The following is a 20063-nucleotide window of genomic DNA, read 5'->3' as shown; positions in this document are numbered from 1 at the left end:
GTATTTCCATCCCCGCCGCGCGCTCGGTGCCGGATCGCAACCCCCTGCCGAGGACCCGCCATGCGCGCTGCCCGCCTGAGCCTGCTCGCCGCCACCGTCGCCACGCTTGCCACCGTCGCCGCCTGCGGCGGTGGCGGCGGCAGCGCCGGCGCGGCACCGGGGCCCGCCCCTGCACCCGCCCCCGGGCCGGCGCCCACCCCACCGGCCCCGGCCGACAACGCCGCCCTCCCGGGCGAGATCGTCGTGCGGCTGCTGCGCGGCAGCGACTTTGCGGCCGTCACGGCCGACTTCGGCCTCACCGCCATCGACCGCTTCGGCCAGCGGCCGATCTGGCAGCTGCGCGTGCCGGCGGGGCGCGACACGCAAGCCGTCATCGACGCGCTGCGCGCCGACCCGCGGGTGCTGAACGCCGAGCCGAACTACGAGAACGAAACCCCCGAGGGCCGCCGCCGCACGCCCTGGGCCACCGGCGGCGACGCCGGGACCTACGCCACGCAGTGGGCGCCCGAGGCCCTGCGGCTGCCGGCCGCGCACGCGCTGAGCCGCGGCAACGGCATCCGCGTGGCGGTGCTCGACACCGGCATCGACCTCGCCCACCCCGCGCTGGCCCCGCGCCTGGCGCGCACGGCGGGCGGCGCGCTGCTTGGCCGCGACTTCGTCGACGACGACGCCGACCCCGCCGAAGGCGGCGGCATCGGCGACACCGGCTACGGCCACGGCACGCACGTGGCGGGCCTGGTGGCGCTGGCGGCCCCCGGCTCGACGCTGATGCCGGCGCGCGTGCTCGATGCGCAGGGCCGCGGCAACGTGTGGGTGCTGGCCGAAGCCCTGCTGTGGGCCGTGGACCCCGACGCGAACCCAGCCACCGACGACGGCGCGCACGTCGTCAACCTCAGCCTGGGCACGACACGCGCCACCGACCTGCTGCGCACCGCTGTCGCGCTGGCCGACTGCGACTTCGACGACGACGACGACGCGTTCAACGATCCGGGCTACGACGACGACAAGGAGCGCTGCAGCCGCAAGCACGGCGCCGTGGTGCTGGCCGCCGCCGGCAACGCGGGCGACGACCAGGAACTGCAGTTCCCTGCCGCCGAGCAGGCGCCGGGCGCACTGGCGGTGGCCGCCAGCACCGCGCAGCGCACGCTGGCCGGCTTCTCCAACCGCGGCAGCTGGGTGCAGATCGCCGCACCGGGCGAGGCCATCATCAGCACCTTCCCCGGCGGCGGCTACGCCACCTGGAGCGGCACCTCGATGGCGACGCCGCTGGCCGCGGGCACCGCTGCGCTGGTGCTGGGCCGCTTCGCCGATCCTCGCAGCGTGCTGCCGCTGGACGTGGCCAAGCGCCTGGTGGACCGTTCCTCGGCGCTGTGCGGCACGCCGCTGCGCCAGGTGGATGCCGCCGCGGCGGTCGAGGACACGCAGGCGCCGGACCCTGCGTGCCCCTGAAGGCAGGCCGCCGCGCAAGCCCTTGCAGGCTTGCGCGGCTGACTCAGGTGCGCGCCGTCACAGCCGCGCGCACTGGTCTTCCTTGCTTGCGGCCACGTTGCCGCGGCCGGTGGGCGCCGGCACGTTCTCCTTGCACTGCATGTTGCCCTTCATGCGGTTGTTGACGAACACCGCGCCGCCGATGTTCTGGAACGCCTGCAGGCTGCCGCCGATGGTGTTGGCGCTGGCCGAGATCGCGCCCTGGTTCGATTCGAACTGCAGGTCGCCGTTGATGCGGGCGCGCGTGATGCTCACGCTGCCACCCTGCACCAGCTGCACCGAGCCGCCGAAGGTGGAATAGCCGGCCACCGTGACCGCAGCCGCGCCCTCGGCCTGCAGGTTGCCGTTGACCGAGACGCTGCTGGCCTGCAGCGTGGCACCGGTGCCGACGACGATGCTGCCCTTGGCACGCGTGCGGTCGAGCACGCAGGCGGCGCCGTCGGGCACGAAGATGTTGTCCAGCGACACCGCGCCGATGCGGCCGGTGCAGATCGTTTCCTCGGCGGCCGCCGGTGCGGCAAAGGCGGCGGCGGCCAGCGCGAACAGGGCCAGACGAGTGTTGAGACGTGTGTGCATTGCAGACTCCAGAAGGTGGTTCGAAGGCGTCCGGGGCACGCCCCCATGGCGTGTGGCCCGGACCCCCGCACCGACGGGTCTGCAGCGCGATCGATACATCGCGCCGCGCACGTTTCAGCCGCGTGGCGGCAGCTCGACGAAGCGCGGCTCGTGGCCACGCGAGCGCAGCCAGTCGGCCAGCGCGTAGCCGGTGCCGGCGCGCCAGCAGCGCACGTCGGCCGGCGCGAACAGCTTGTACTCGGCCAGCTCGGGCGACAGGCGCACCTCGCCGTGCGCCACCGCGTGGTAGGCCACGATGAGCTGGTTCATGCGCTGGAAGTCGTAGACGCCGATCAGCTGCAGCGCGTCGACCTGCAGCGCCGTCTCCTCGCCGATCTCGCGCGCGATGCCCTCCTCGGGCGTCTCGCCGGCTTCCATGAAGCCCGTGATCAGCGCGAACATGCGGCCCGGCCAGGCGGCGTTGCGCGCCAGCAGCAGCTGGCCGTCGCGGTCGGCGCACTCGATCACCGCGGCCAGCACCGGCGTCGGGTTGTTCCAGTGGGTCCAGCCGCAGGACGGGCAGCGCAGGCGGGCCTTCGGGCCGCCGTCTTCGTCGGACGTCAGCAGCGCCAGCGCGGTGCCGCAGTGCAGGCAGAACCGCGCCTCGTGCTTCATGCCGGGAACACGCCGGTGGACAGGTAGCGGTCGCCGCGGTCGCAGACGATGAACACGATGGTCGCGTTCTCGACCTGCTGCGCGATCTGCAGCGCCACCCAGCAGGCGCCGGCGGCCGAGATGCCGGCGAAGATGCCTTCCTCGCGCGCCATGCGCCGCACCATGTCCTCGGCGTCGGCCTGGCTCACCAGCACCAGCTCGTCGACGCCCGACGGGTCGTAGATCTTCGGCAGGTAGGCCTCGGGCCACTTGCGGATGCCCGGGATGCGCGAGCCTTCGGACGGCTGCGCGCCGACGATGCGCACCTGCGGGTTCTGCTGCTTCAGGTAGCGCGAGACGCCGGTGATGGTGCCGGTGGTGCCCATCGCGCTGACGAAGTGCGTCACGCGCCCGGCGGTGTCGGCCCAGATCTCGGGGCCGGTAGTCTCGAAGTGCACACGCGGGTTGTCGGCGTTGGCGAACTGGTCGAGCACGACGCCCTTGCCGTCCTTCTGCATCTGCGTGGCGAGGTCGCGCGCGTACTCCATGCCGCCGCTGCGCGGCGTGAGGATCAGTTCGGCGCCGAAGGCCTTCATCGTCTGCGCGCGTTCGACCGACAGGTCCTCCGGCATGATCAGCAGCATCCGGTAGCCGCGGATCGCCGCAGCCATCGCCAGCGCGATGCCGGTGTTGCCGCTGGTGGCCTCGATCAGCGTGTCGCCGGGGCGGATCTCGCCGCGCTCCTCGGCGCGGCGGATCATGCTGATGGCGGGCCGGTCCTTCACCGAGCCGGCCGGGTTGTTGCCTTCGAGCTTGCCCAGCACCACGTTGCCGCGCGCGGCGATCGCTGCACCCGGCAGGCGCTGCAGTCGCACCAGCGGCGTCCTGCCGATCGCGTCTTCCAGGGTCATGTAGGCCGGCGGGGCCGATTCAGCCATGTCTGCATCTCCGTGTTGGCCGTGAATTGTGGCAGTCGCGCCGCCCTGCCGCAGGCGCGGGCCCCAAGGGGGTGCATGCCATAATCTTTTCGCATTGCGTGCCCCGTGCACGCCTCACGCCCCCGTGACGAAATCGGTAGACGTAGCGGATTCAAAATCCGCCGCCGCAAGGCGTGCCAGTTCGAGTCTGGCCGGGGGCACCAGCAGGCCACTCGCGGGCCGCAGCACATCCCGTCCATGCCGAACCTGCCGCCCGTCACCAAGGTCCTGATGCTCGTCTGCGTGGCGATGTTCTGCCTGCAGGCCTTCCTGCCGCTGGAACTGTGGTTCGCGCTGTGGCCCATCTCCAGCGGGCGCTTCATGCCGTGGCAGCCACTGAGCTACGCCTTCCTGCACGGCGACCTGTTCCACCTGCTGTTCAACATGCTCGGGCTGTGGATGTTCGGCAGCGAACTCGAGCGCCTGTGGGGCCCCAGGCGCTACATGCTCTTCATGGCCGCCGGCATCGTGGCCGCGGCGCTGACGCAGATGCTGCTGGTCACGGTGATGGGCAGCCGCGCCTACACGGTGGGCATCAGCGGCGGCATCTTCGCGCTGCTGCTGGCCTTCGGCATGCTGTTCCCGAACCGCACGGTGATGCTGCTGATCCCGCCGATCCCGATGAAGGCCAAGACCTTCGTGTGGGTCTTCGGCGCGCTGGAACTGCTGCTGGGCCTGGGCCTGCTGAACTTCATCTTCGGCAACGGCACGACCGACGACGTGGCGCACTTCGCGCACCTGGGCGGCATGCTCGGCGGCTTCCTGATGATCCGCTACTGGCGGCGCCAGCCGCCGTTCGGGCGCCGACGCTGAGCCCACCGGCCCGCGCCGCGCCACGCGGCGCACAATGACCCCGCGGCCGCCAAGGTCGGCGGCAGCCCGCATGCTCGTGGCCACGGGCGGACGACGGAGTGGGTCATGCACAAGCGCTTCAGGTTCTGGATGGCGGCCGGGCTGTGCTGGCTGGCAACGGCCGCGCCGGCGCAGCCTGCCGCGCCGTCTGCATCGGCCATCGAACAGCAGTCCCGCGCGCTGATGCGCGCCAGCGACGCCGTGCTCGGCGTGCGCGCGCAGGCGGTCGACGGCGCGCGGTCGGCACGCACGCTGGGTGCCGATCGCCAGGGCTCGGGCGTGCTGATCGGCAACGACGGGCTGGTGCTGACCATCGGCTACCTCATCCTCGAAGCCGAACAGGTGGAACTGGTCACCGACGACGCGCGGCGCATCCCGGCGCGCGTGGTGGGCTACGACGTCGCCACCGGGTTCGGGCTGGTGCAGGCCCTGTCGCCGCTGCCGCAGCCGCCGGCCCCGCTGGGCAGCGCTGCGGCGCTGCAGGCCGACGAAGCGCTGGTGGTGGTGAGCGGCGGCGACGGTGGCGCCGTGGGCCCGGCGCAGCTGGCATCGCGCCGCGCGTTCTCGGGCTACTGGGAATACCACCTCGAGGACGCCTTGTTCACGGCGCCGCCGCGGGGAGACCACAGCGGCGCAGGCCTCTTCAACCTGCAGGGCGAACTGGTGGGCATCGGCTCGCTGGTCGTGAACGATGCGCTCGGCCCCGGCAAGGGCCGCGCCCCCGGCAACATGTTCGTGCCGGTGGACCTGCTCAAGCCCATCCTGGCGGAACTGCGTGAACGCGGCAACACCCGTGCCAGCCGCCGCGCGTGGATCGGCGTGAACTGCGTCGAGAACGACGGCGAGCTGCGCATCGTGCGCGTCAACGACGACAGCCCGGCCGACGTCGCCGGGCTGCAGGCCGGCGACCGCATCGTGCGCATCGACGGCGTGGCCGTCGACAAGCTGGAGGCGCTGTGGAAGCGGCTGTGGTCCGGCGACCGCGCCGAGCGCGCGGTGGAGCTGGAGATCGAACGCGAAGGCAAGCGCGAAGCCGTCACCGTGCAGGCGGTGGACCGCGCCTACACGCTGCGGCGCGCGCAGGGCATCTGAACGACGCCGGCGGCGCTACAAGCCGTCGCGCACCGTCGGGTAGCGCAGGCGCAGCCGCAGCTCGCGCTTGAGCCGGTCGTTGACGAGCCGGCGCGATTCGCTCATGAAGCTCAGCAGCATCGGCGGGAGCTCGGTGCGCGCCTGCGCACGGGCGATGCGCGGCGGGCGCGGCAGGCCAGCGAGGTCGGCCGCGAGGTCGAAGTAGTCGCCCATGCGCAGCTCGGTGTCGTCGCTGGCGTGCAGCACGCGCTGCGGCAGTCCGCGCCACAGCGCCGCGATGCAGGCGCGCGCCAGGTCGTCGGCGTGGATGTGGTTGGTGTAGACGTCGTCGGCCGGCAGCAGCACCGGCGTGCCGCGCAGCAGGCGCTCGCGCGGGTGACCGCCGACGCGGTCGCGCGCGTAGATGCCGGGGATGCGCAGGATGCTCACGCGCACGCCGGCGCGGCGACCGAACGCGCGCACCTGCGCCTCGGCATCCACACGCCGCCGGCCACGCGCGCTGGCCGGCGCGACGGCGCGGGTCTCGTCGAAGCGCGCGCCGCCGGCGTCGCCATAGACGCCGCTGGTGCTGGCGTAGACCAGCGTGCGCACGCGGCCGCCCCGCGCCAGCGCGTTCAGCAGCGCGCGCGTGCGCGGGTCGCCCTCGCCTTCGGCCGGCGGCGGGGCCAGGTGCAGCACCAGGTCGGCCAGGCCGCCCAGGCGACCCAGCGTGACCGGGTCGTCGAGGTTGCCCAGCAACGGCACGGCGCCGGCGGCACGCAGCGTGTCGCAGCGCGCGGGGCTGGAGGTGAGCGCGAAGACGGGCAGGCGGCCGCGCAGCAGCCGCAGCACGCGCAGGCCGACATCGCCACAGCCGACGATCAACAAGGAGGGGACGGGCACAATGCCGGGCAGTTTACGTGCCGCCTTCCATGACCTTCCAGATCACGCTGCAGCCTGCCGCACGGCAGTTCGACGTCGCCCGCGACGAGCCCATCCTGGCCGCCGCAATCCGCCAGGGCATCGGCCTGCCCTACGGCTGCCGCGACGGCGCCTGCGGTTCGTGCAAGAGCCGCCTGCTCGAGGGCCGCGTGATCCACGGCGCCCACCAGCTGAAGGCGCTGACGCCGGCCGAAGAATCCGAAGGCTTCATCCTGACCTGCTGCGCGACGCCGCAGACCGACTGCGTGGTCGAGGCGCGCAGCGTGCCCGGCGCGGGCGAGCACCCGGTGCTGAAGATGCCGACGCGGCTGCTGTCGCTGGAACGCCCGGCGCCCGACGTGGCCGTGCTGAAGCTGCAACTGCCGGCCAACCAGCAGCTGCAGTACCGCGCCGGGCAGTACATCGAGTTCATCCTGCGCGACGGCGCGCGCCGCAGCTACAGCATGGCCAACGCGCCCGAACTGCTGGGCAGCCCGCCGGCGATCGAGCTGCACATCCGCCACATGCCCGGCGGCGTGTTCACCGACCACGTGTTCGGCGCGATGCAGCCACGCGAGATCCTGCGCATGGAAGGCCCTTTCGGCAGCTTCTTCCTGCGCGAGGACAGCGACAAGCCCATCGTGCTGCTGGCCAGCGGCACCGGCTTCGCGCCCATCAAGGCCATCGTGCAGCACATGCAGGCCCGCGGCATCACGCGCCCCGCGGTGCTGTACTGGGGCGCACGCCGCCGTGCCGACCTGTACCAGCACGCCTGGTGCGAAGAAGCCGCCGCGGCGATGCCGCAGCTGCGCTACGTGCCGGTGCTGTCGGAAGCCACGCCCGACGACGCCTGGAGCGGCCGCACGGGCTTCGTGCACCAGGCCGTGATGGCCGACCTGCCCGACCTGTCCGGCCACGAGGTCTATGCCTGCGGCGCGCCGGTGATGGTCGACGCCGCACAGCGCGACTTCGTCGCCCGCTGCGGCCTGCCGGCCGAGGCGTTCTTCGCCGACGCCTTCACGTCGGAAGCCGACAAGCACGGGCCGGGCTGAGGCCGCGGACCGCCGGCCGTACAGCTACCGCTTCGCCGGCGGCTCGGGCTTCTTCGGCTGGTCGCCGAGCACGCTCTTGAGCGGGCAGACCTTGAAGGCCGGGCACTTCTGGCAGCCGGCCACGATGGCGATGGGGCAGACGGTCATGCGCTCCTCCTGGGGGTGTTTGCCGATCGGGCCAGTGGAGCACATCGGTTAGCCTGTGGCGATCGACTGCAACCCTGCTGCCCATGCCCACGTCCTTGCCACACCGCCGCCTTGCCCTGCTCGGCCTCGGCCTTGCCACGCTCGCACCGTCCGCCTGGGCGCAGCCGCGGCCCATCCGCCTCGTCGTGCCCTACCCGCCCGGCGGGCCGCTGGACATCGTGGCCCGCGTGCTGGCCGAGCGCGTGAAGGACACGCTGGGCCCGGTGGTGGTGGAGAACCGGCCCGGCGCCGGCGGCAACCTGGGCGCCGACCTCGTGGCCAAGGCCGCCCCCGACGGCCAGACGCTGGTGATGGGCGCGGTGGCCACGCATGCCATCAACCCGTGGCTGTACGCGAAGATCCCCTACGACGCGCTGCGCGACTTCACGCCGGTGACGCTGGTGGCCCAGGTGCCGAACGTGCTGGTGATGAACGCCGAGACCGCGGCGCGGCTGCAGATCGGCACGCTGGCCGACCTGGTGGCCTACGCCAAGCGCAACCCCGGCCGGCTGAACTATGGCTCGGGCGGCAACGGCAGCGCCGGCCACCTGGCGGGCGAGATGTTCAAGGCCCGGGCCGGCGTGTTCGCGGTGCACATCCCGTACGCGGGCGGTCCTCCGGCGCAGCTGGCGCTGGTCAGCGGCCAGGTCGACTTCAACTTCGACAACCTCGCCGCCGCCTCGGCCAACATCAAGAGCGGCAAGCTGAAGGCGCTGGCCGTGACGACGGACCGCCGCTCCAGCGCGATGCCCGAGCTGCCCACCGTGGCCGAAGCCGGTCTGCCCGGCTTCGACATCGGCACCTGGTTCGGCCTGTTCGGCCCGGCCAAGCTGCCGGCCGACGTGACGGCACGCCTGCACAAGGGTTTCACCGACGCGCTGGCCGCGCCCGAGGTGAAGGCGCGCATGGCCACGCTGATGGCCGAACCGTCGCCGACCACACCCGAACAGTTCGGCGCCTTCGTGAAGACCGAACTGGCCAAGTACGAGACGGTGGTGAAGGCCAGCGGCGCGAAGGTCGACTGACACGGCGCCGCGGCCCGGCCGCGGTGCTACTCGCCGAGGTAGGCCGCGCGCACCTTCGGATCGGCCAGCAAGGCCTTGGCCTCGCCGCTCATCGTGACCTCGCCCGACTCCATCACGTAGCCGCGGTTGGCCAGGCCCAGCGCGCGGCTGGCGTTCTGCTCGACCAGCAGCACGGTGGTGCCGCGCTGGTGGATGTCGGCCACGACCTCGAAGATCTTGTCGACCATGATCGGGCTCAGCCCCATCGAGGGTTCGTCCAGCAGCAGCACCTTGGGCCGCGCCATCAGCGCCCGGCCCATCGCCAGCATCTGCTGCTCGCCGCCGCTCATGGTGCCGGCCAGCTGCTTGGCACGCTCCTTCAGGCGCGGGAAGATCGCGAAGACCTTGTCGATGTCGGCGTCGATCTCGTCGTCGTCGCGCACGAAGGCGCCCATCTGCAGGTTCTCGACGATGGTCATGCGCGTGAACGTGCCGCGGCCTTCCGGCACCATCACCAGGCCCTGCTTGACCAGCTCCCACGCCCCCTGGCCGCGGATGCTGTGGCCCATGTACTCGATGCTGCCGTCGGCCACCGGCTGCGTGCCGGTGATGGCCTTCAGCGTCGTCGTCTTGCCGGCGCCGTTGGCCCCGATCAGGCTGACGAGCTCGCCCTGCTGCACCTCGAAGCTCACGCCCTTGACGGCCTGGATGCCGCCGTAGGCGACCTTCAAGCCCGTCACCTTCAACATCGTCTGACTCATCAATGGCCCCCGGCGCCCAGATACGCTTCGATGACTTTCTCGTTCTTCTGCACCTCGGCCGGCGTGCCTTCGGCGATCTGCTTGCCGTAGTCGAGCACGGTGACGCGGTCGCACAGGCCCATCACCAGCTTCACGTCGTGCTCGATCAGCAGGATGGTGCGGCCGTCCTTGCGGATGCGGTCGATCAGCTCGCGCAGCACCACCTTCTCGGTGGCGTTCATGCCGGCGGCGGGCTCGTCGAGCGCGATCAGCTTGGGGTCGGTGGCCAGCGCGCGGGCGATCTCGAGCCGGCGCTGGTCGCCGTAGCTCAGCGTGCGCGCCTTGTACTCGGCGTACTTGCCGATGCCGACGTAGTCCAGCAGTTCCTGGGCGCGCTGCGCGATCGCGGCTTCCTCGGCCTTGAAGCCGCCGGTGCGGAAGATCGCGCCGACCAGGCCCGAGCCGGTGCGCACGTGGCGGCCGACCATCACGTTCTCCAGCGCCGTCATCTCGGCGAACAGGCGGATGTTCTGGAACGTGCGCGCGATGCCGGCCTTGGCCACCTCGTGCACGGCCGCGGGCTTGTAGGGCGCGCCGCCGAGCTCGAAGCTGCCGGCGTCGGGGATGTACAAGCCGGTGATGACATTGAAGAAGGTGGTCTTGCCGGCGCCGTTGGGGCCGATCAGGCCGTAGACCTGGCCGGCCTGGATTTCGATGCCGACGTCCGACAGCGCCTGCAGGCCGCCGAAGCGCTTGCTGACGCCTTGCACGCGGAGAACGGTGGTGCTCATGGGGCGTCCTCCTTCAGCGCGCCGGCGTGGGCGTGGGCGCGGCCTTGCCGTGCTCGGGCGACGGCCACAGGCCGCGCGGGCGCGCCAGCATGATGCCGATCATCGCCAGCGCGATCAGCAGCTGCCGCAGGATGGACGCGTCGAGCCGCCCGCCCGTCATCTCCTGCAGCGGGCCGGCCACGTAGCGCAGCACCTCGGGCAGCGCCGCCAGCATCACCGCGCCCAGGATCACGCCCGGGATGTGGCCGAGGCCGCCGAGCACGATCATCGCGACGATCATCACGCTCTCCATCAGCGAGAACGACTCGGGCGAGACGAAGCCCTGGAACGACGCGAACATCGCGCCCGAGACGCCGCCGAAGGTGGCGCCCATGCCGAAGGCCAGCAGCTTCATGTTGCGCGTGTTGATGCCCATGGCCTTGGCCGCGATCTCGTCTTCGCGGATCGCCATCCACGCGCGGCCGATGCGGCTGGTCTCCAGCCGGTAGCAGATCACCACGCTCAGCACCACCAGCGCCAGGAACAGGTAGTAGTACAGCGTCACCGACGGGATGCGGAAGCCGAAGATCTCGACCGCCTTGCCGAAGCTGAAGCCGAAGATGTTCATCGCGTCGATGCGGTCCAGCCCACGCGGCCCGTTGGTGATGTTCACCGGGTGCTCGAGGTTGTTCATGAACACGCGGATGATCTCGCCGAAACCCAGGGTCACGATGGCGAGGTAGTCGCCGCGCAGCTTCAGCACCGGCGTGCCCAGCAGCACACCGGCGATCGCCGCGAGCAGGGCCGCGGCAGGCACCACCACCCAGATCGGCGTGTGCAGCCCGTCGGGGAACATCTGCGCGAACCACGCGAAGTTCTCGGCCAAGTGCGGGCTGGCCAGCAGCGCGTACATGTAGGCGCCCACGGCGTAGAACGCGACGAAGCCCAGGTCGAGCAGGCCGGCGTAGCCGACCACGATGTTCAGGCCCAGCGCCAGCAACACGTACAGCAGCGCGATGGCCAGGATGCGCACCCAGCCCTGGCCGAACTGCTGCGCCACCAGCGGCAGCGCGATCAGCGCCAGCGCGGCGAGGATGAAGATGACGATCTTGTTCTTCACGGTCAGGTCCTCGAAGCGCGCTCAGGCACGGTCGGCGACACGTTCGCCCAGCAGGCCCTGCGGCCGCAGCGTGAGCACCAGGATCAGCGCGACGAACGCGAAGATGTCGGCGTAGTGGCTGCCCAGCACGCCGCCCGTCAGCTCGCCCAGGTAGCCCGCGCCGATGGCCTCGACCAGGCCGAGCAGGATGCCGCCGACCACCGCGCCGGCCAGGTTGCCGATGCCGCCCAGCACCGCCGCCGTGAAGGCCTTCAGCCCGGGCAGGAAGCCCATGCTGTGCTGCACCGTGCCGTAGTTGGCCGCCCACATGACGCCAGCCACCGCGGCCAGCGCCGCGCCGATGATGAAGGTGGCCGAGATCACCATGTCGGGCCGCACGCCCATCAGCGCGGCCACGCGCGGGTTCTCGGCCGTGGCGCGCATCGCACGGCCGAGCTTGGTCTTGTTCACCAGGTACATCAGGCCGGCCAGGATCACGACCGTGAGCCCCAGGATCAGGCACTGCGTGACGCTGATGACGGGTCCGCCCAGGTCGATCGGGTCGGTGGGCAGCAGCAGCGGGTACGGCTTCGGGTTCGGCTTCCAGATGATCATGGCCAGCGTCTGCAGCAGCAGGCTCATGCCCATCGCGGTGATCAGCGGCGCCAGCCGCGGCGCATTGCGCAAGGGCCGGTACGCGAGCTTCTCGATCGTGAAGTTCAGCGCCGCGCAGATGACGATGGCCGCCAGCAGCGAGATCAGCAGGATCACCCACCCCGGCAGGCCCGAGGCCGCGAGCAGCGTCACCACGGTCCAGCTGGTGAGCGCGCCCACCATCAGCACCTCGCCGTGGGCGAAGTTGATCAGGTTGATGATGCCGTAGACCATCGTGTAGCCCAGTGCCACCAGCGCATACATGCTGCCGAGCACCAGACCGTTGATGATCTGCTGGAAGAAGGTTTCCATCGAGAGGTCTCTCCTGTTGCGGCGCCGTGTGGCGGCACCCGCTGCGGTCTAGCAAGAAGCTGGCCGTGGGCCGGAATTGTAAGAGGGGGGTCTTGGCGAACAGGACCGGGCTTACCCCGCTGCACACCGCAGGAAACTCAGGGCCGCGGCCACTTCACCGTGGATCCTTCGTCTGCGCATCGAGCGCGCGCAGTTCGGCCAGGCGCTCGCCGATGCGCAGCTCCAGCCCGCGCGGTGCGGGCGTGTACCAGCGCTGGCCGGCCAGCGCCTCGGGCAGGTAGCGCTCGCCTGCGGCGTAGCCGCCCGGCTCGTCGTGCGCGTAGCGGTAGCCCGCGCCGTGGCCCAGGGTCTTCATCAGCTGCGTCGGCGCGTTGCGCAGGTGCTCGGGCACGGGACGGCTGCCGTCGCTCTTCACGAAGGCACGCACTGCGTTCCAGGCGGTGTAGACGGCGTTGGACTTCGGCGCCACGGCCAGATAGACCACGGCCTCGGCCAGCGCCAGCTCGCCTTCGGGCGCGCCCAGGCGCTCGAAGACCTCGGCCGCGTCCAACGCCAGGCGCAGCGCGCGCGGGTCCGCCAGGCCGATGTCCTCGGCCGCCATGCGCACGATGCGCCGCGCGGCGTAGCGCGGATCGGCGCCGCCGTCGAGCATGCGCGCCAGCCAGTACAGGGCGGCATCGGGGTCGGAGCCGCGCACGCTCTTGTGCAGCGCGCTGATGGCGTCGTAGAACTGGTCGCCGCCCTTGTCGTAGCGGCGCAGCAGTTCGCCCAGCGCGCGCTCCAGCGCCGCGTCGTCCAGCTCCGTCGCGGACGGCGATGCGGCCACCAGGTTCTCGTAGGCGTTGAGCAGCCGGCGCGCGTCGCCGTCGGCATGGCCGATGAGCCGCTGCCGCGCCGCAGGCGACAGCGGCGGCGCGTCCAGCACGGCCTGCGCGCGGTCGATGAGTGCCGACTGCTCGTCGTCGCTCAATGCCTTCAGCACGTGCACGGTGGCGCGCGAGAGCAGCGCCGAGTTGACCTCGAACGACGGGTTCTCGGTGGTGGCGCCGATGAAGGTGAACAGCCCCGACTCGACGTGCGGCAGGAACGCGTCCTGCTGGGCCTTGTTGAAGCGGTGCACCTCGTCGACGAAGACCACGGTGGCCCGGCCCTGCCGGCGGTGCTCGCGCGCCAGCTCCACCGCGTCGCGGATGTCCTTCACGCCGGCCAGCACGGCCGAGAGCACGACGAACTCGGCCTCGACCGCACCGGCCACCAGCCGTGCCAGCGTGGTCTTGCCGACACCGGGCGGACCCCACAGGATCATCGACGGCACCCGCCCGGCCTCGAAGGCCACGCGCAGCGGCCGGCCCGGGGCCAGCAGGTGCTGCTGGCCGATCACGGCGTCCAGGGTGCGCGGCCGCAGGCGCTCGGCCAGCGGCACGGACGCGGCGGCGGCGCTGTCTGCGGGGCCGCCGCCAAACAGGGACTCTTGGGTTGCCATGCCGCGATTGTCGGGCACGGCCCGGGCGCGGCAGTGGCACGGGCTCCGGCGACCACGCCACGCGTTGGAGGCGGCCCGCCATGAACTGCGGTCGTTTCCCCGCGCTTTTCCCCGCCTTGTCCCCGTGGCGCCGGCAGCACACTGCAAGTCAGTTCTCACCGGGCCGACGCGCCACCAGGAGCCACCGTGACCACCGCCACCACTGCCAGCGACGCCACTTCCGCATCGATCAACCCTGCTGCGCTGCTGCACGGCGGCACGCGCGAGTACCTGTCGTTCAAGCTCGGCGCCGAGGAGTACGGCATCGACATCCTGCGTGTGCAGGAGATCCGCGGCTACGAGGCACCCACGCGCATCGCCAACTCACCGGCCTTCATCAAGGGCGTGGTGAACCTGCGCGGCGTGATCGTGCCCATCGTCGACATGCGCGTGCGCTTCAGCCTGGCCGAGGTGAAGTACGACAGCTTCACCGTCGTCATCATCCTGAACATCGCCGGCCGCACGGTCGGCATGGTGGTCGACTCGGTGAGCGACGTGCTGGAACTGGCCGGCGAGCACATCAAGGCCGCCCCCGAGTTCAACGGCGCCATCGACGCGACCTACATCACCGGCTTGGGCACGGTGACGCAGGGCGACGTGGAGCGCATGCTGATCCTGATGGACATCGAGGCGCTGATGAAGAGCCCCGAGATGGGCCTGATGGACCATGTGACGCACTGAGCCCGCGCGTGCGAGACCGGAAGGTCTCGCGCGGCTGGCGAAGGCCCGAGGGCGATTTCACGCCCGAGGGCTGACCCACCGGGCAACCCGGCCGCGGGCAGCCGCCGCCGCTACTGTTCGATCAGGTCGGCGCCGGCCGGCACCGTGAAGCGGAACTGCTCGGGCGCGATGGACGCATTGGCGGCGAAGCCACCGAAGCGCAGCAGCGACCGCTGGCCGAAGCTGTCGACGATCTCGACCGCCGCCAGCGTCTTGCCCTGGAAGCCGATCTTCATCGACTGGAAGGCACCGTCCTTGGCCTTTGGCACGGCCAGCGCCCAGTCGAGCCCGCCGGACGCCGGCTGCGGGCTGAGCGTGAAGTCCTGGTCCAGCGTGCCGCCAGCCAGCAGCGCCGCGGGCGTGGCGCCCAGTGCCTGGCCGATCTTGCGCGTGCTGACCTGGTTCAGGTCGGCATCGAAGATCCACACCTTCTGGCCATCGGCCACGATGAGCTGCTCGAAGGGCTTCGTGTAGGCGAAGCGGAAGCGGTTCGGGCGCTGGAACTCGAAGCTGCCGCTGCTGGTCTTCTGGCGCGCGCCGTCGGGCGAGCTCACCGTCTGCGTGAAGCTGGCGCGGCCGCTCTTCACGTCGCGCACGAACTCGCGCAGCGTGTCCACCGCGTCGGCCTGCACGGCGGCACTGAAGCACACGGCCACGGCCGCCAGGAGCACTCTCATTCGTCCCTCTTCGGGACCAGCAGGTCCCGGTTGCCGTTGTGGCCCATGGCCGATACGAGTCCGGATTTCTCCATTTGTTCCAGCAGCCGCGCGGCGCGGTTGTAGCCGATGCGCAGGTGGCGCTGCACCAGCGAGATCGAGGCGCGCTTGTGCTGCAGCACCACGGCCACGGCCTGGTCGTACATCGCGTCGCTCTCGCCGCCGCCGGTGGAGCCGCTGCCGTCGAGCGCTGCCTCGCCTTCACCTTCCAGCACGCCACCTTCGAGGATGCCTTCGATGTAGTTGGCCTCGCCCTGGCTCTTCAGGTAGTCGACGACGCGGTGCACTTCCTCGTCGCTGACGAACGCGCCGTGCACCCGCACCGGCACGCCGCCGCCGGGCGGCAGGTACAGCATGTCGCCCTGGCCGAGCAGGGCCTCGGCGCCCATCTGGTCGAGGATGGTGCGGCTGTCGATCTTGCTGCTGACCTGGAAGCTCAGCCGGGTGGGAATGTTGGCCTTGATCAGGCCGGTGATCACGTCGACGCTGGGACGCTGCGTCGCCAGGATCAGGTGGATGCCGGCGGCGCGCGCCTTCTGCGCCAGCCGGGCGATCAGCTCCTCGATCTTCTTGCCCACCACCATCATCAGGTCGGCGAGCTCGTCGATCACCACCACCACGTGCGGCAGGCGCTCCAGCGGCTCGGGCTGCTCGGGGGTCAGGCTGAAGGGGTTGCCGATCAGCTCGCCGCGCGCCGTGGCCTCGGCGATCTTCTTGTTGTAGCCGGCCAGGTTGCGCACGCCCAGCTTGCTCATGAACTTGTAGCGGCGCTCCATCTCGCCGACACACCAGTTCAGCGCATTGGCGGCCTGCTTCATGTCGGTGACCACCGGCGCCAGCAGGTGCGGGATGCCTTCGTAGACGCTCATCTCGAGCATCTTCGGGTCGATGAGGATGAGCCGCACGTCCCGCGCCTCGGCCTTGTAGAGCAGGCTCAGGATCATCGCGTTGATGCCCACGCTCTTGCCCGAGCCGGTGGTGCCGGCCACCAGGCAGTGCGGCATCTTCGCCAGGTCGGCCACCACCGGGTTGCCGACGATGTCCTTGCCCAGGCCCATCGTCAGCATCGACGCGGCGTCGTTGTAGACCTGCGAGCCCAGGATCTCGGCCAGGCGGATGGTCTGCCGGCGCGCGTTGGGCAGTTCCAGCGCCATGTAGTTCTTGCCCGGGATCACCTCGACGACGCGGATGCTCACCAGCGACAGCGAACGCGCCAGGTCCTTGGCCAGGTTCACCACCTGCGCGCCCTTCACGCCGGTGGCGGGCTCGATCTCGTAGCGCGTGATCACCGGCCCCGGCGACGCGGCGACGACCCGCACCTCGACGCCGAAGTCCTTCAGCTTCTTCTCGATCAGCCGGCTGGTCATCTCCAGCGACTCGGGCGTGACGGTCTCCTGGCGGCCGGGGGCGGCGTCGAGCAGGTCCACCTGGGGCAGCTTGGTGTCGCTGAGCTCGACGAACAGCGGCTGCTGGCGTTCCTTGGCGACACGCTCGGACTTCGGCACCTCGAGCACCGGCGGCTCGATGACGATGGGCACGTGGTCCTCGACCTCCTGGCGGTCGACCTCGACGACGGCCTCGCGTTCGCGCAGCGCCTGGGCGCCGATGCGGCGGTCGATCTCGCGTTCCTTGGTCTCGGCGCGGCGCTCGCGCAGCGCGTCGATGCGCTCGCCGATGCGATCGGCCAGGCGCGACCACGAAAAGCGCAGCGCCAGCGAGGCCCCCACCACCAGCGCGGCGATCCACAGCACGCCCGAGCCGGCGAAGCCCAGCCAGCGCATCGACACCGGCCCCAGCGCGTAGCCCAGCACACCGCCGGCGTGGCCGGGCAGCAGCGCTTCCCAGCGGTACAGGCGCGTCCATTCGAGAGAGGTGCTGGCCGCCATCAGCAGGGCCAGGCCGGTCCAGAAGGCCAGGCGCGGCAGCCGCGGTGCTGCGGCCTGCGCAGCAGCAGGCACCGCCCGCAACGCGCCCGCCAGCGCCGACAGCCAGGCCCGCAGCGCCACCGGTGCCAGCCACCACGCCGAGAAGCCGAACAGGAAGTACGCCATGTCGGCGATCCACGCGCCCAGCAGCCCGGCCTTGTTGTGCACGCTTGCGCCGTCGCCCGAGGTGGTGAACGCAGGGTCGCCGGCATGATGTGTCAGCAGCGACAGCACGAAGAGCAGCCACGCGACGCCGCCGGCCACCAGCAGCAGCTGCTGGCGCCAGCGTGGCGACAGGAGGTTCGATGCAGGGCGTGCGGCAGCAGCGCCGTCAGGCCCCAGCGAGCCCAGTGGAAAGGTCATGCCCGCGATTGTGGCGCAGCCGCCGCGGCGGCTCGCCCGCCGCGGTCAGTCGTTTTGCAACCGTTCCTTGATCACCACCGAGCCGTTTTCCTGGGTCTCGATGACGCCGCGGTCTTCGAGGTCCTTCATCACGCGGCTGACCATCTCGCGGCTGGCACCGACCACCTTGGCCATGTCCTGGCGGCTGACCTTGTGGCGGATGATCTTCACGCCGTCGACGTCCTCGGCCATGTCCAGCAGCGTGCGCGCGACGCGGCCGTACACGTCGAGCAGCGCCAGGCTCTCGATCTGCCTGTCTGCGTTGCGCAGGCGCTTCACGAGCCCGCGCAGGATGGCGTAGCTGAGCGTGCTGTTCTCGGGCAGGCAGCGCGCAAAGTCGGCGCGCGCCAGCACCAGCATGTCGGTCTGGATCTCGGCACGCACGGTGGCCGAGTGGGGCTCGTTGTCGATCAGGCTCATCTCGCCGACGTAGTCGCCCGCTTCGAGCACGGCGAGGATGACCTCGCGGCCGCGCGTGTCGCTGGTGAGCACGCGGGCGCGACCGTTGAGCAGGATGAACAACGCGTTGCTCTTGCGCCCCTGTTCGACCACCAGTTCGCCACGACGGAAGCGGCGCTTGACGACGCTGTCGGCGATGCCTTGTGCCTGTTCGGCGGTGAGCATCGAGAACAACGGCACGCGGCGGATCAGATCCAGGTTCGACAGCATCGACATCGACAGGCCCCTCTCTTGTTGTTGATCGCAACACCTGCCCTGCGGCGAAAAGTCGCAGGTCTGCAAGAATCCGGCTATTGTGCCCATTGACAGGCTTGCGACCATCCGGTTGCAACCCCATGTAATCTGGCGCGTCGGATCGGCGCGACGTTTGCAGTGCCTGTCCCGTCCTCACCCACCCGCATCCCCATGAGCGCCAACACCACCCATGCCCGCGTGCTGATCCTCGGCTCGGGCCCCGCCGGCTACACCGCGGCCATCTACGCCGCCCGCGCCAACCTGCAACCGCTGCTGATCACCGGCATCGCCCAGGGCGGACAGCTGATGACCACGACCGACGTCGACAACTGGCCCGCCGACGTGGCCGGCGTGATGGGCCCGGACCTGATGCAGCGCTTCCAGCAGCATGCCGAGCGCTTCAACACGAAGATCGTCTTCGACCACATCAACCAGGTCGACTTCGGCAAGCGCCCGTTCGTGCTGACCGGCGACTCCGGCACCTACACCTGCGACGCGCTCGTCATCGCCACGGGCGCCAGCGCCAAGTACCTGGGCCTGCCCAGCGAGCAGGCCTTCATGGGCCGCGGCGTCAGTGGCTGCGCCACGTGCGACGGCTTCTTCTACCGCGACCAGGAAGTCTGCGTCGTCGGCGGCGGCAACACCGCGGTGGAGGAGGCGCTGTACCTGTCGAACATCGCCAGCAAGGTGCACCTGATCCACCGCCGCGACAAGTTCCGCGCCGAGGCCATCCTGATCGACAAGCTGCACGCCAAGGTGGCGGCCGGCAAGATGCAGCTGCACCTGTGGCAGACACTCGACGAAGTGCTGGGCGACGCCAAGGGCGTCAACGGCGTGCGGCTGAAGTCCACGCAGGACGGCAGCCGCAGCGAGATCGCGGTGCAGGGCTGCTTCATCGCCATCGGCCACCAGCCCAACACCGACATCTTCAAGGGCCAGCTGGAGATGAAGGATGGCTACATCATCACCCAGAGCGGCCTGAACGGCATGGCCACCATGACCAGCGTGCCGGGCGTCTTCGCCGCCGGTGACGTGCAGGACCATGTCTACCGGCAGGCCATCACGTCGGCGGGCACCGGCTGCATGGCTGCACTCGACGCGCAGCGCTTCCTGGAGCAAAACGCGCTATAATCGCGGGCTTGGCCTTGTGGGAGTCCTGCGCGAGCAGGGTGACACGGCCCCTCGAATTCTCAATTTTGGAGCTGCGTCATGGCACGCGTCTGTCAAGTCACGGGCAAGGGCCCGATGGTCGGGAACAATGTCTCCCACGCCAACAACAAAACGAAGCGTCGCTTCCTGCCGAACCTGCAGTACCGACGCTTCTGGGTCGAAAGCGAGAACCGCTGGGTGCGTCTGCGCGTGTCCAACGCCGCGCTGCGCCTGATCGACAAGAAGGGCATCGACGTGGTTGTTTCCGACCTGCGCGCCCGCGGCGAAATCTAAGGAGCGACGAACATGGCCAGCAAAGGCGGACGCGAAAAGATCAAGCTGGAGTCCACGGCGGGCACCGGCCACTTCTACACCACGAGCAAGAACAAGAAGACGACGCCCGAGAAGCTCGAATTCCTGAAGTTCGACCCGAAGGCACGCAAGCACGTGCTGTACAAGGAAATCAAGCTGAAGTGATTCGGCTGGGTTCCTGACCCGAACGAACAACCCGCCCGGCAGCCGCCCGGCGGGTTTTTTGTTGCCCTGGCGCAGCCGGCGCCAGGCACGGAGGTCGCGAGGGCAGACAAAGAAAACGGGCCCC

At 70.4% G+C, this 20063-nt stretch carries 22 protein-coding genes and 1 tRNA gene; 10 read left to right on the top strand and 13 right to left on the bottom strand.

The genetic code is table 11. From position 1 onward, the window contains the following. Positions 1-60 precede the first annotated feature (60 nt). Complete coding sequence (locus ACPOLB_RS22445) at positions 61-1449, top strand: S8 family serine peptidase (RefSeq protein WP_425258263.1); 1389 nt, start codon at positions 61-63, stop codon at positions 1447-1449. 57 nt (positions 1450-1506) lie between these two features. Here ACPOLB_RS22445 and ACPOLB_RS22440 read toward each other — a convergent pair whose 3' ends face one another. The 3 genes from ACPOLB_RS22440 to cysM form a co-directional block, all read right to left on the bottom strand. Beyond that, entirely contained in the window at positions 1507-2064 is a 558-nt protein-coding gene (locus tag ACPOLB_RS22440; protein ID WP_425258262.1) for a hypothetical protein, read from the bottom strand. 114 nt (positions 2065-2178) lie between these two features. After that, positions 2179-2718: an NUDIX domain-containing protein gene (locus tag ACPOLB_RS22435; protein ID WP_425258261.1), complete on the bottom strand. Its 540-nt coding sequence runs from the start codon at positions 2716-2718 to the stop codon at positions 2179-2181. Next, positions 2715-3635 carry a cysteine synthase CysM gene (gene cysM, locus ACPOLB_RS22430; RefSeq protein WP_425258260.1) on the bottom strand — a complete coding sequence of 307 codons (921 nt, stop codon included), beginning with the start codon at positions 3633-3635 and terminating at the stop codon, positions 2715-2717. The genes ACPOLB_RS22435 and cysM overlap by 4 nt, the downstream gene beginning before the upstream one ends. Before the next feature lie 118 nt (positions 3636-3753). On the opposite strand from cysM, the gene ACPOLB_RS22425 reads away from it, so the two are divergent. From ACPOLB_RS22425 to ACPOLB_RS22415, 3 genes are all read left to right on the top strand, one after another. Next, positions 3754-3838 (top strand) — tRNA-Leu (locus ACPOLB_RS22425). Positions 3839-3872: 34 nt separating this feature from the next. Further along, positions 3873-4487 (top strand): rhomboid family intramembrane serine protease, encoded by a 615-nt coding sequence (locus tag ACPOLB_RS22420; RefSeq protein ID WP_425258259.1) that lies wholly within the window; start codon positions 3873-3875, stop codon positions 4485-4487. A gap of 105 nt (positions 4488-4592) precedes the next feature. Beyond that, on the top strand, positions 4593-5618 hold the full coding sequence (locus tag ACPOLB_RS22415; protein ID WP_425258258.1) for a S1C family serine protease: 1026 nt from the start codon (positions 4593-4595) through the stop codon (positions 5616-5618). A 15-nt stretch (positions 5619-5633) separates the two neighbouring features. Here the strand turns inward: ACPOLB_RS22415 and ACPOLB_RS22410 are convergent, their stop codons facing one another. Beyond that, positions 5634-6500, bottom strand: coding sequence for an NAD-dependent epimerase/dehydratase family protein (locus tag ACPOLB_RS22410; RefSeq protein WP_425258257.1), 867 nt, complete (start codon positions 6498-6500; stop codon positions 5634-5636). Between the two features lie 29 nt (positions 6501-6529). Between ACPOLB_RS22410 and ACPOLB_RS22405 the strand changes: the two genes are divergently transcribed. Then, positions 6530-7570 carry a CDP-6-deoxy-delta-3,4-glucoseen reductase gene (locus tag ACPOLB_RS22405; RefSeq protein ID WP_425258256.1) on the top strand — a complete coding sequence of 347 codons (1041 nt, stop codon included), beginning with the start codon at positions 6530-6532 and terminating at the stop codon, positions 7568-7570. A gap of 24 nt (positions 7571-7594) precedes the next feature. Here the strand turns inward: ACPOLB_RS22405 and ACPOLB_RS22400 are convergent, their stop codons facing one another. Continuing rightward, the gene (locus tag ACPOLB_RS22400; RefSeq protein WP_425258255.1) at positions 7595-7717 is read right to left on the bottom strand and encodes a hypothetical protein; all 123 of its coding nucleotides are present in this window, start codon (positions 7715-7717) and stop codon (positions 7595-7597) included. An 83-nt stretch (positions 7718-7800) separates the two neighbouring features. Here ACPOLB_RS22400 and ACPOLB_RS22395 point away from each other — a divergent pair, with 83 nt between their 5' ends. Beyond that, complete coding sequence (locus ACPOLB_RS22395; RefSeq protein WP_425258254.1) at positions 7801-8781, top strand: Bug family tripartite tricarboxylate transporter substrate binding protein; 981 nt, start codon at positions 7801-7803, stop codon at positions 8779-8781. Between the two features lie 26 nt (positions 8782-8807). Here the strand turns inward: ACPOLB_RS22395 and ACPOLB_RS22390 are convergent, their stop codons facing one another. The 5 genes from ACPOLB_RS22390 to ACPOLB_RS22370 form a co-directional block, all read right to left on the bottom strand. Next, positions 8808-9509, bottom strand: a complete 702-nt coding sequence (locus ACPOLB_RS22390) for an ABC transporter ATP-binding protein (RefSeq protein WP_425258253.1) — start codon at positions 9507-9509, stop codon at positions 8808-8810. Between the two features lie 11 nt (positions 9510-9520). Then, positions 9521-10291 (bottom strand): ABC transporter ATP-binding protein, encoded by a 771-nt coding sequence (locus ACPOLB_RS22385; protein WP_425258252.1) that lies wholly within the window; start codon positions 10289-10291, stop codon positions 9521-9523. A 13-nt stretch (positions 10292-10304) separates the two neighbouring features. Next, positions 10305-11390, bottom strand: coding sequence for a branched-chain amino acid ABC transporter permease (locus ACPOLB_RS22380; protein ID WP_425258251.1), 1086 nt, complete (start codon positions 11388-11390; stop codon positions 10305-10307). A 21-nt stretch (positions 11391-11411) separates the two neighbouring features. Beyond that, positions 11412-12335 carry a branched-chain amino acid ABC transporter permease gene (locus ACPOLB_RS22375; RefSeq protein WP_425258250.1) on the bottom strand — a complete coding sequence of 308 codons (924 nt, stop codon included), beginning with the start codon at positions 12333-12335 and terminating at the stop codon, positions 11412-11414. Between the two features lie 154 nt (positions 12336-12489). After that, on the bottom strand, positions 12490-13818 hold the full coding sequence (locus ACPOLB_RS22370; RefSeq protein WP_425258249.1) for a replication-associated recombination protein A: 1329 nt from the start codon (positions 13816-13818) through the stop codon (positions 12490-12492). 186 nt (positions 13819-14004) lie between these two features. Here ACPOLB_RS22370 and ACPOLB_RS22365 point away from each other — a divergent pair, with 186 nt between their 5' ends. Further along, positions 14005-14538 (top strand): chemotaxis protein CheW, encoded by a 534-nt coding sequence (locus tag ACPOLB_RS22365; protein ID WP_425258248.1) that lies wholly within the window; start codon positions 14005-14007, stop codon positions 14536-14538. A 110-nt stretch (positions 14539-14648) separates the two neighbouring features. On the opposite strand, the gene lolA is transcribed toward ACPOLB_RS22365, so the two are convergent. The 3 genes from lolA to ACPOLB_RS22350 are packed head-to-tail and all read right to left on the bottom strand — an operon-like array spanning position 14649 to position 18295. Continuing rightward, entirely contained in the window at positions 14649-15254 is a 606-nt protein-coding gene (gene lolA, locus ACPOLB_RS22360) for an outer membrane lipoprotein chaperone LolA (RefSeq protein WP_425258247.1), read from the bottom strand. Further along, the gene (locus ACPOLB_RS22355) at positions 15251-17581 is read right to left on the bottom strand and encodes a DNA translocase FtsK (protein WP_425258246.1); all 2331 of its coding nucleotides are present in this window, start codon (positions 17579-17581) and stop codon (positions 15251-15253) included. Before ACPOLB_RS22355 ends, lolA begins: the two co-directional genes overlap by 4 nt. Positions 17582-17626: 45 nt before the next feature. Beyond that, positions 17627-18295, bottom strand: coding sequence for a Crp/Fnr family transcriptional regulator (locus ACPOLB_RS22350; protein WP_425258245.1), 669 nt, complete (start codon positions 18293-18295; stop codon positions 17627-17629). A 189-nt stretch (positions 18296-18484) separates the two neighbouring features. Here ACPOLB_RS22350 and trxB point away from each other — a divergent pair, with 189 nt between their 5' ends. From trxB to rpmG, 3 genes are all read left to right on the top strand, one after another. Beyond that, positions 18485-19444 carry a thioredoxin-disulfide reductase gene (gene trxB / locus ACPOLB_RS22345; RefSeq protein WP_425258244.1) on the top strand — a complete coding sequence of 320 codons (960 nt, stop codon included), beginning with the start codon at positions 18485-18487 and terminating at the stop codon, positions 19442-19444. 78 nt (positions 19445-19522) lie between these two features. Continuing rightward, positions 19523-19756, top strand: a complete 234-nt coding sequence (gene rpmB, locus ACPOLB_RS22340) for a 50S ribosomal protein L28 (RefSeq protein WP_425258243.1) — start codon at positions 19523-19525, stop codon at positions 19754-19756. Between the two features lie 12 nt (positions 19757-19768). Then, complete coding sequence (gene rpmG / locus ACPOLB_RS22335) at positions 19769-19939, top strand: 50S ribosomal protein L33 (protein WP_201495442.1); 171 nt, start codon at positions 19769-19771, stop codon at positions 19937-19939. The last annotated feature ends 124 nt before the right edge of the window (positions 19940-20063 follow it).

The sequence above is a fragment of the Rubrivivax soli genome (genome assembly GCF_049810355.1).
In the GTDB taxonomy this organism is placed as follows: Bacteria; Pseudomonadota; Gammaproteobacteria; order Burkholderiales; family Burkholderiaceae_C; genus Rubrivivax.
The sequence above is the reverse complement of the archived record's forward strand: the minus strand, read 5'-3'. Positions and strand labels throughout refer to the sequence as shown.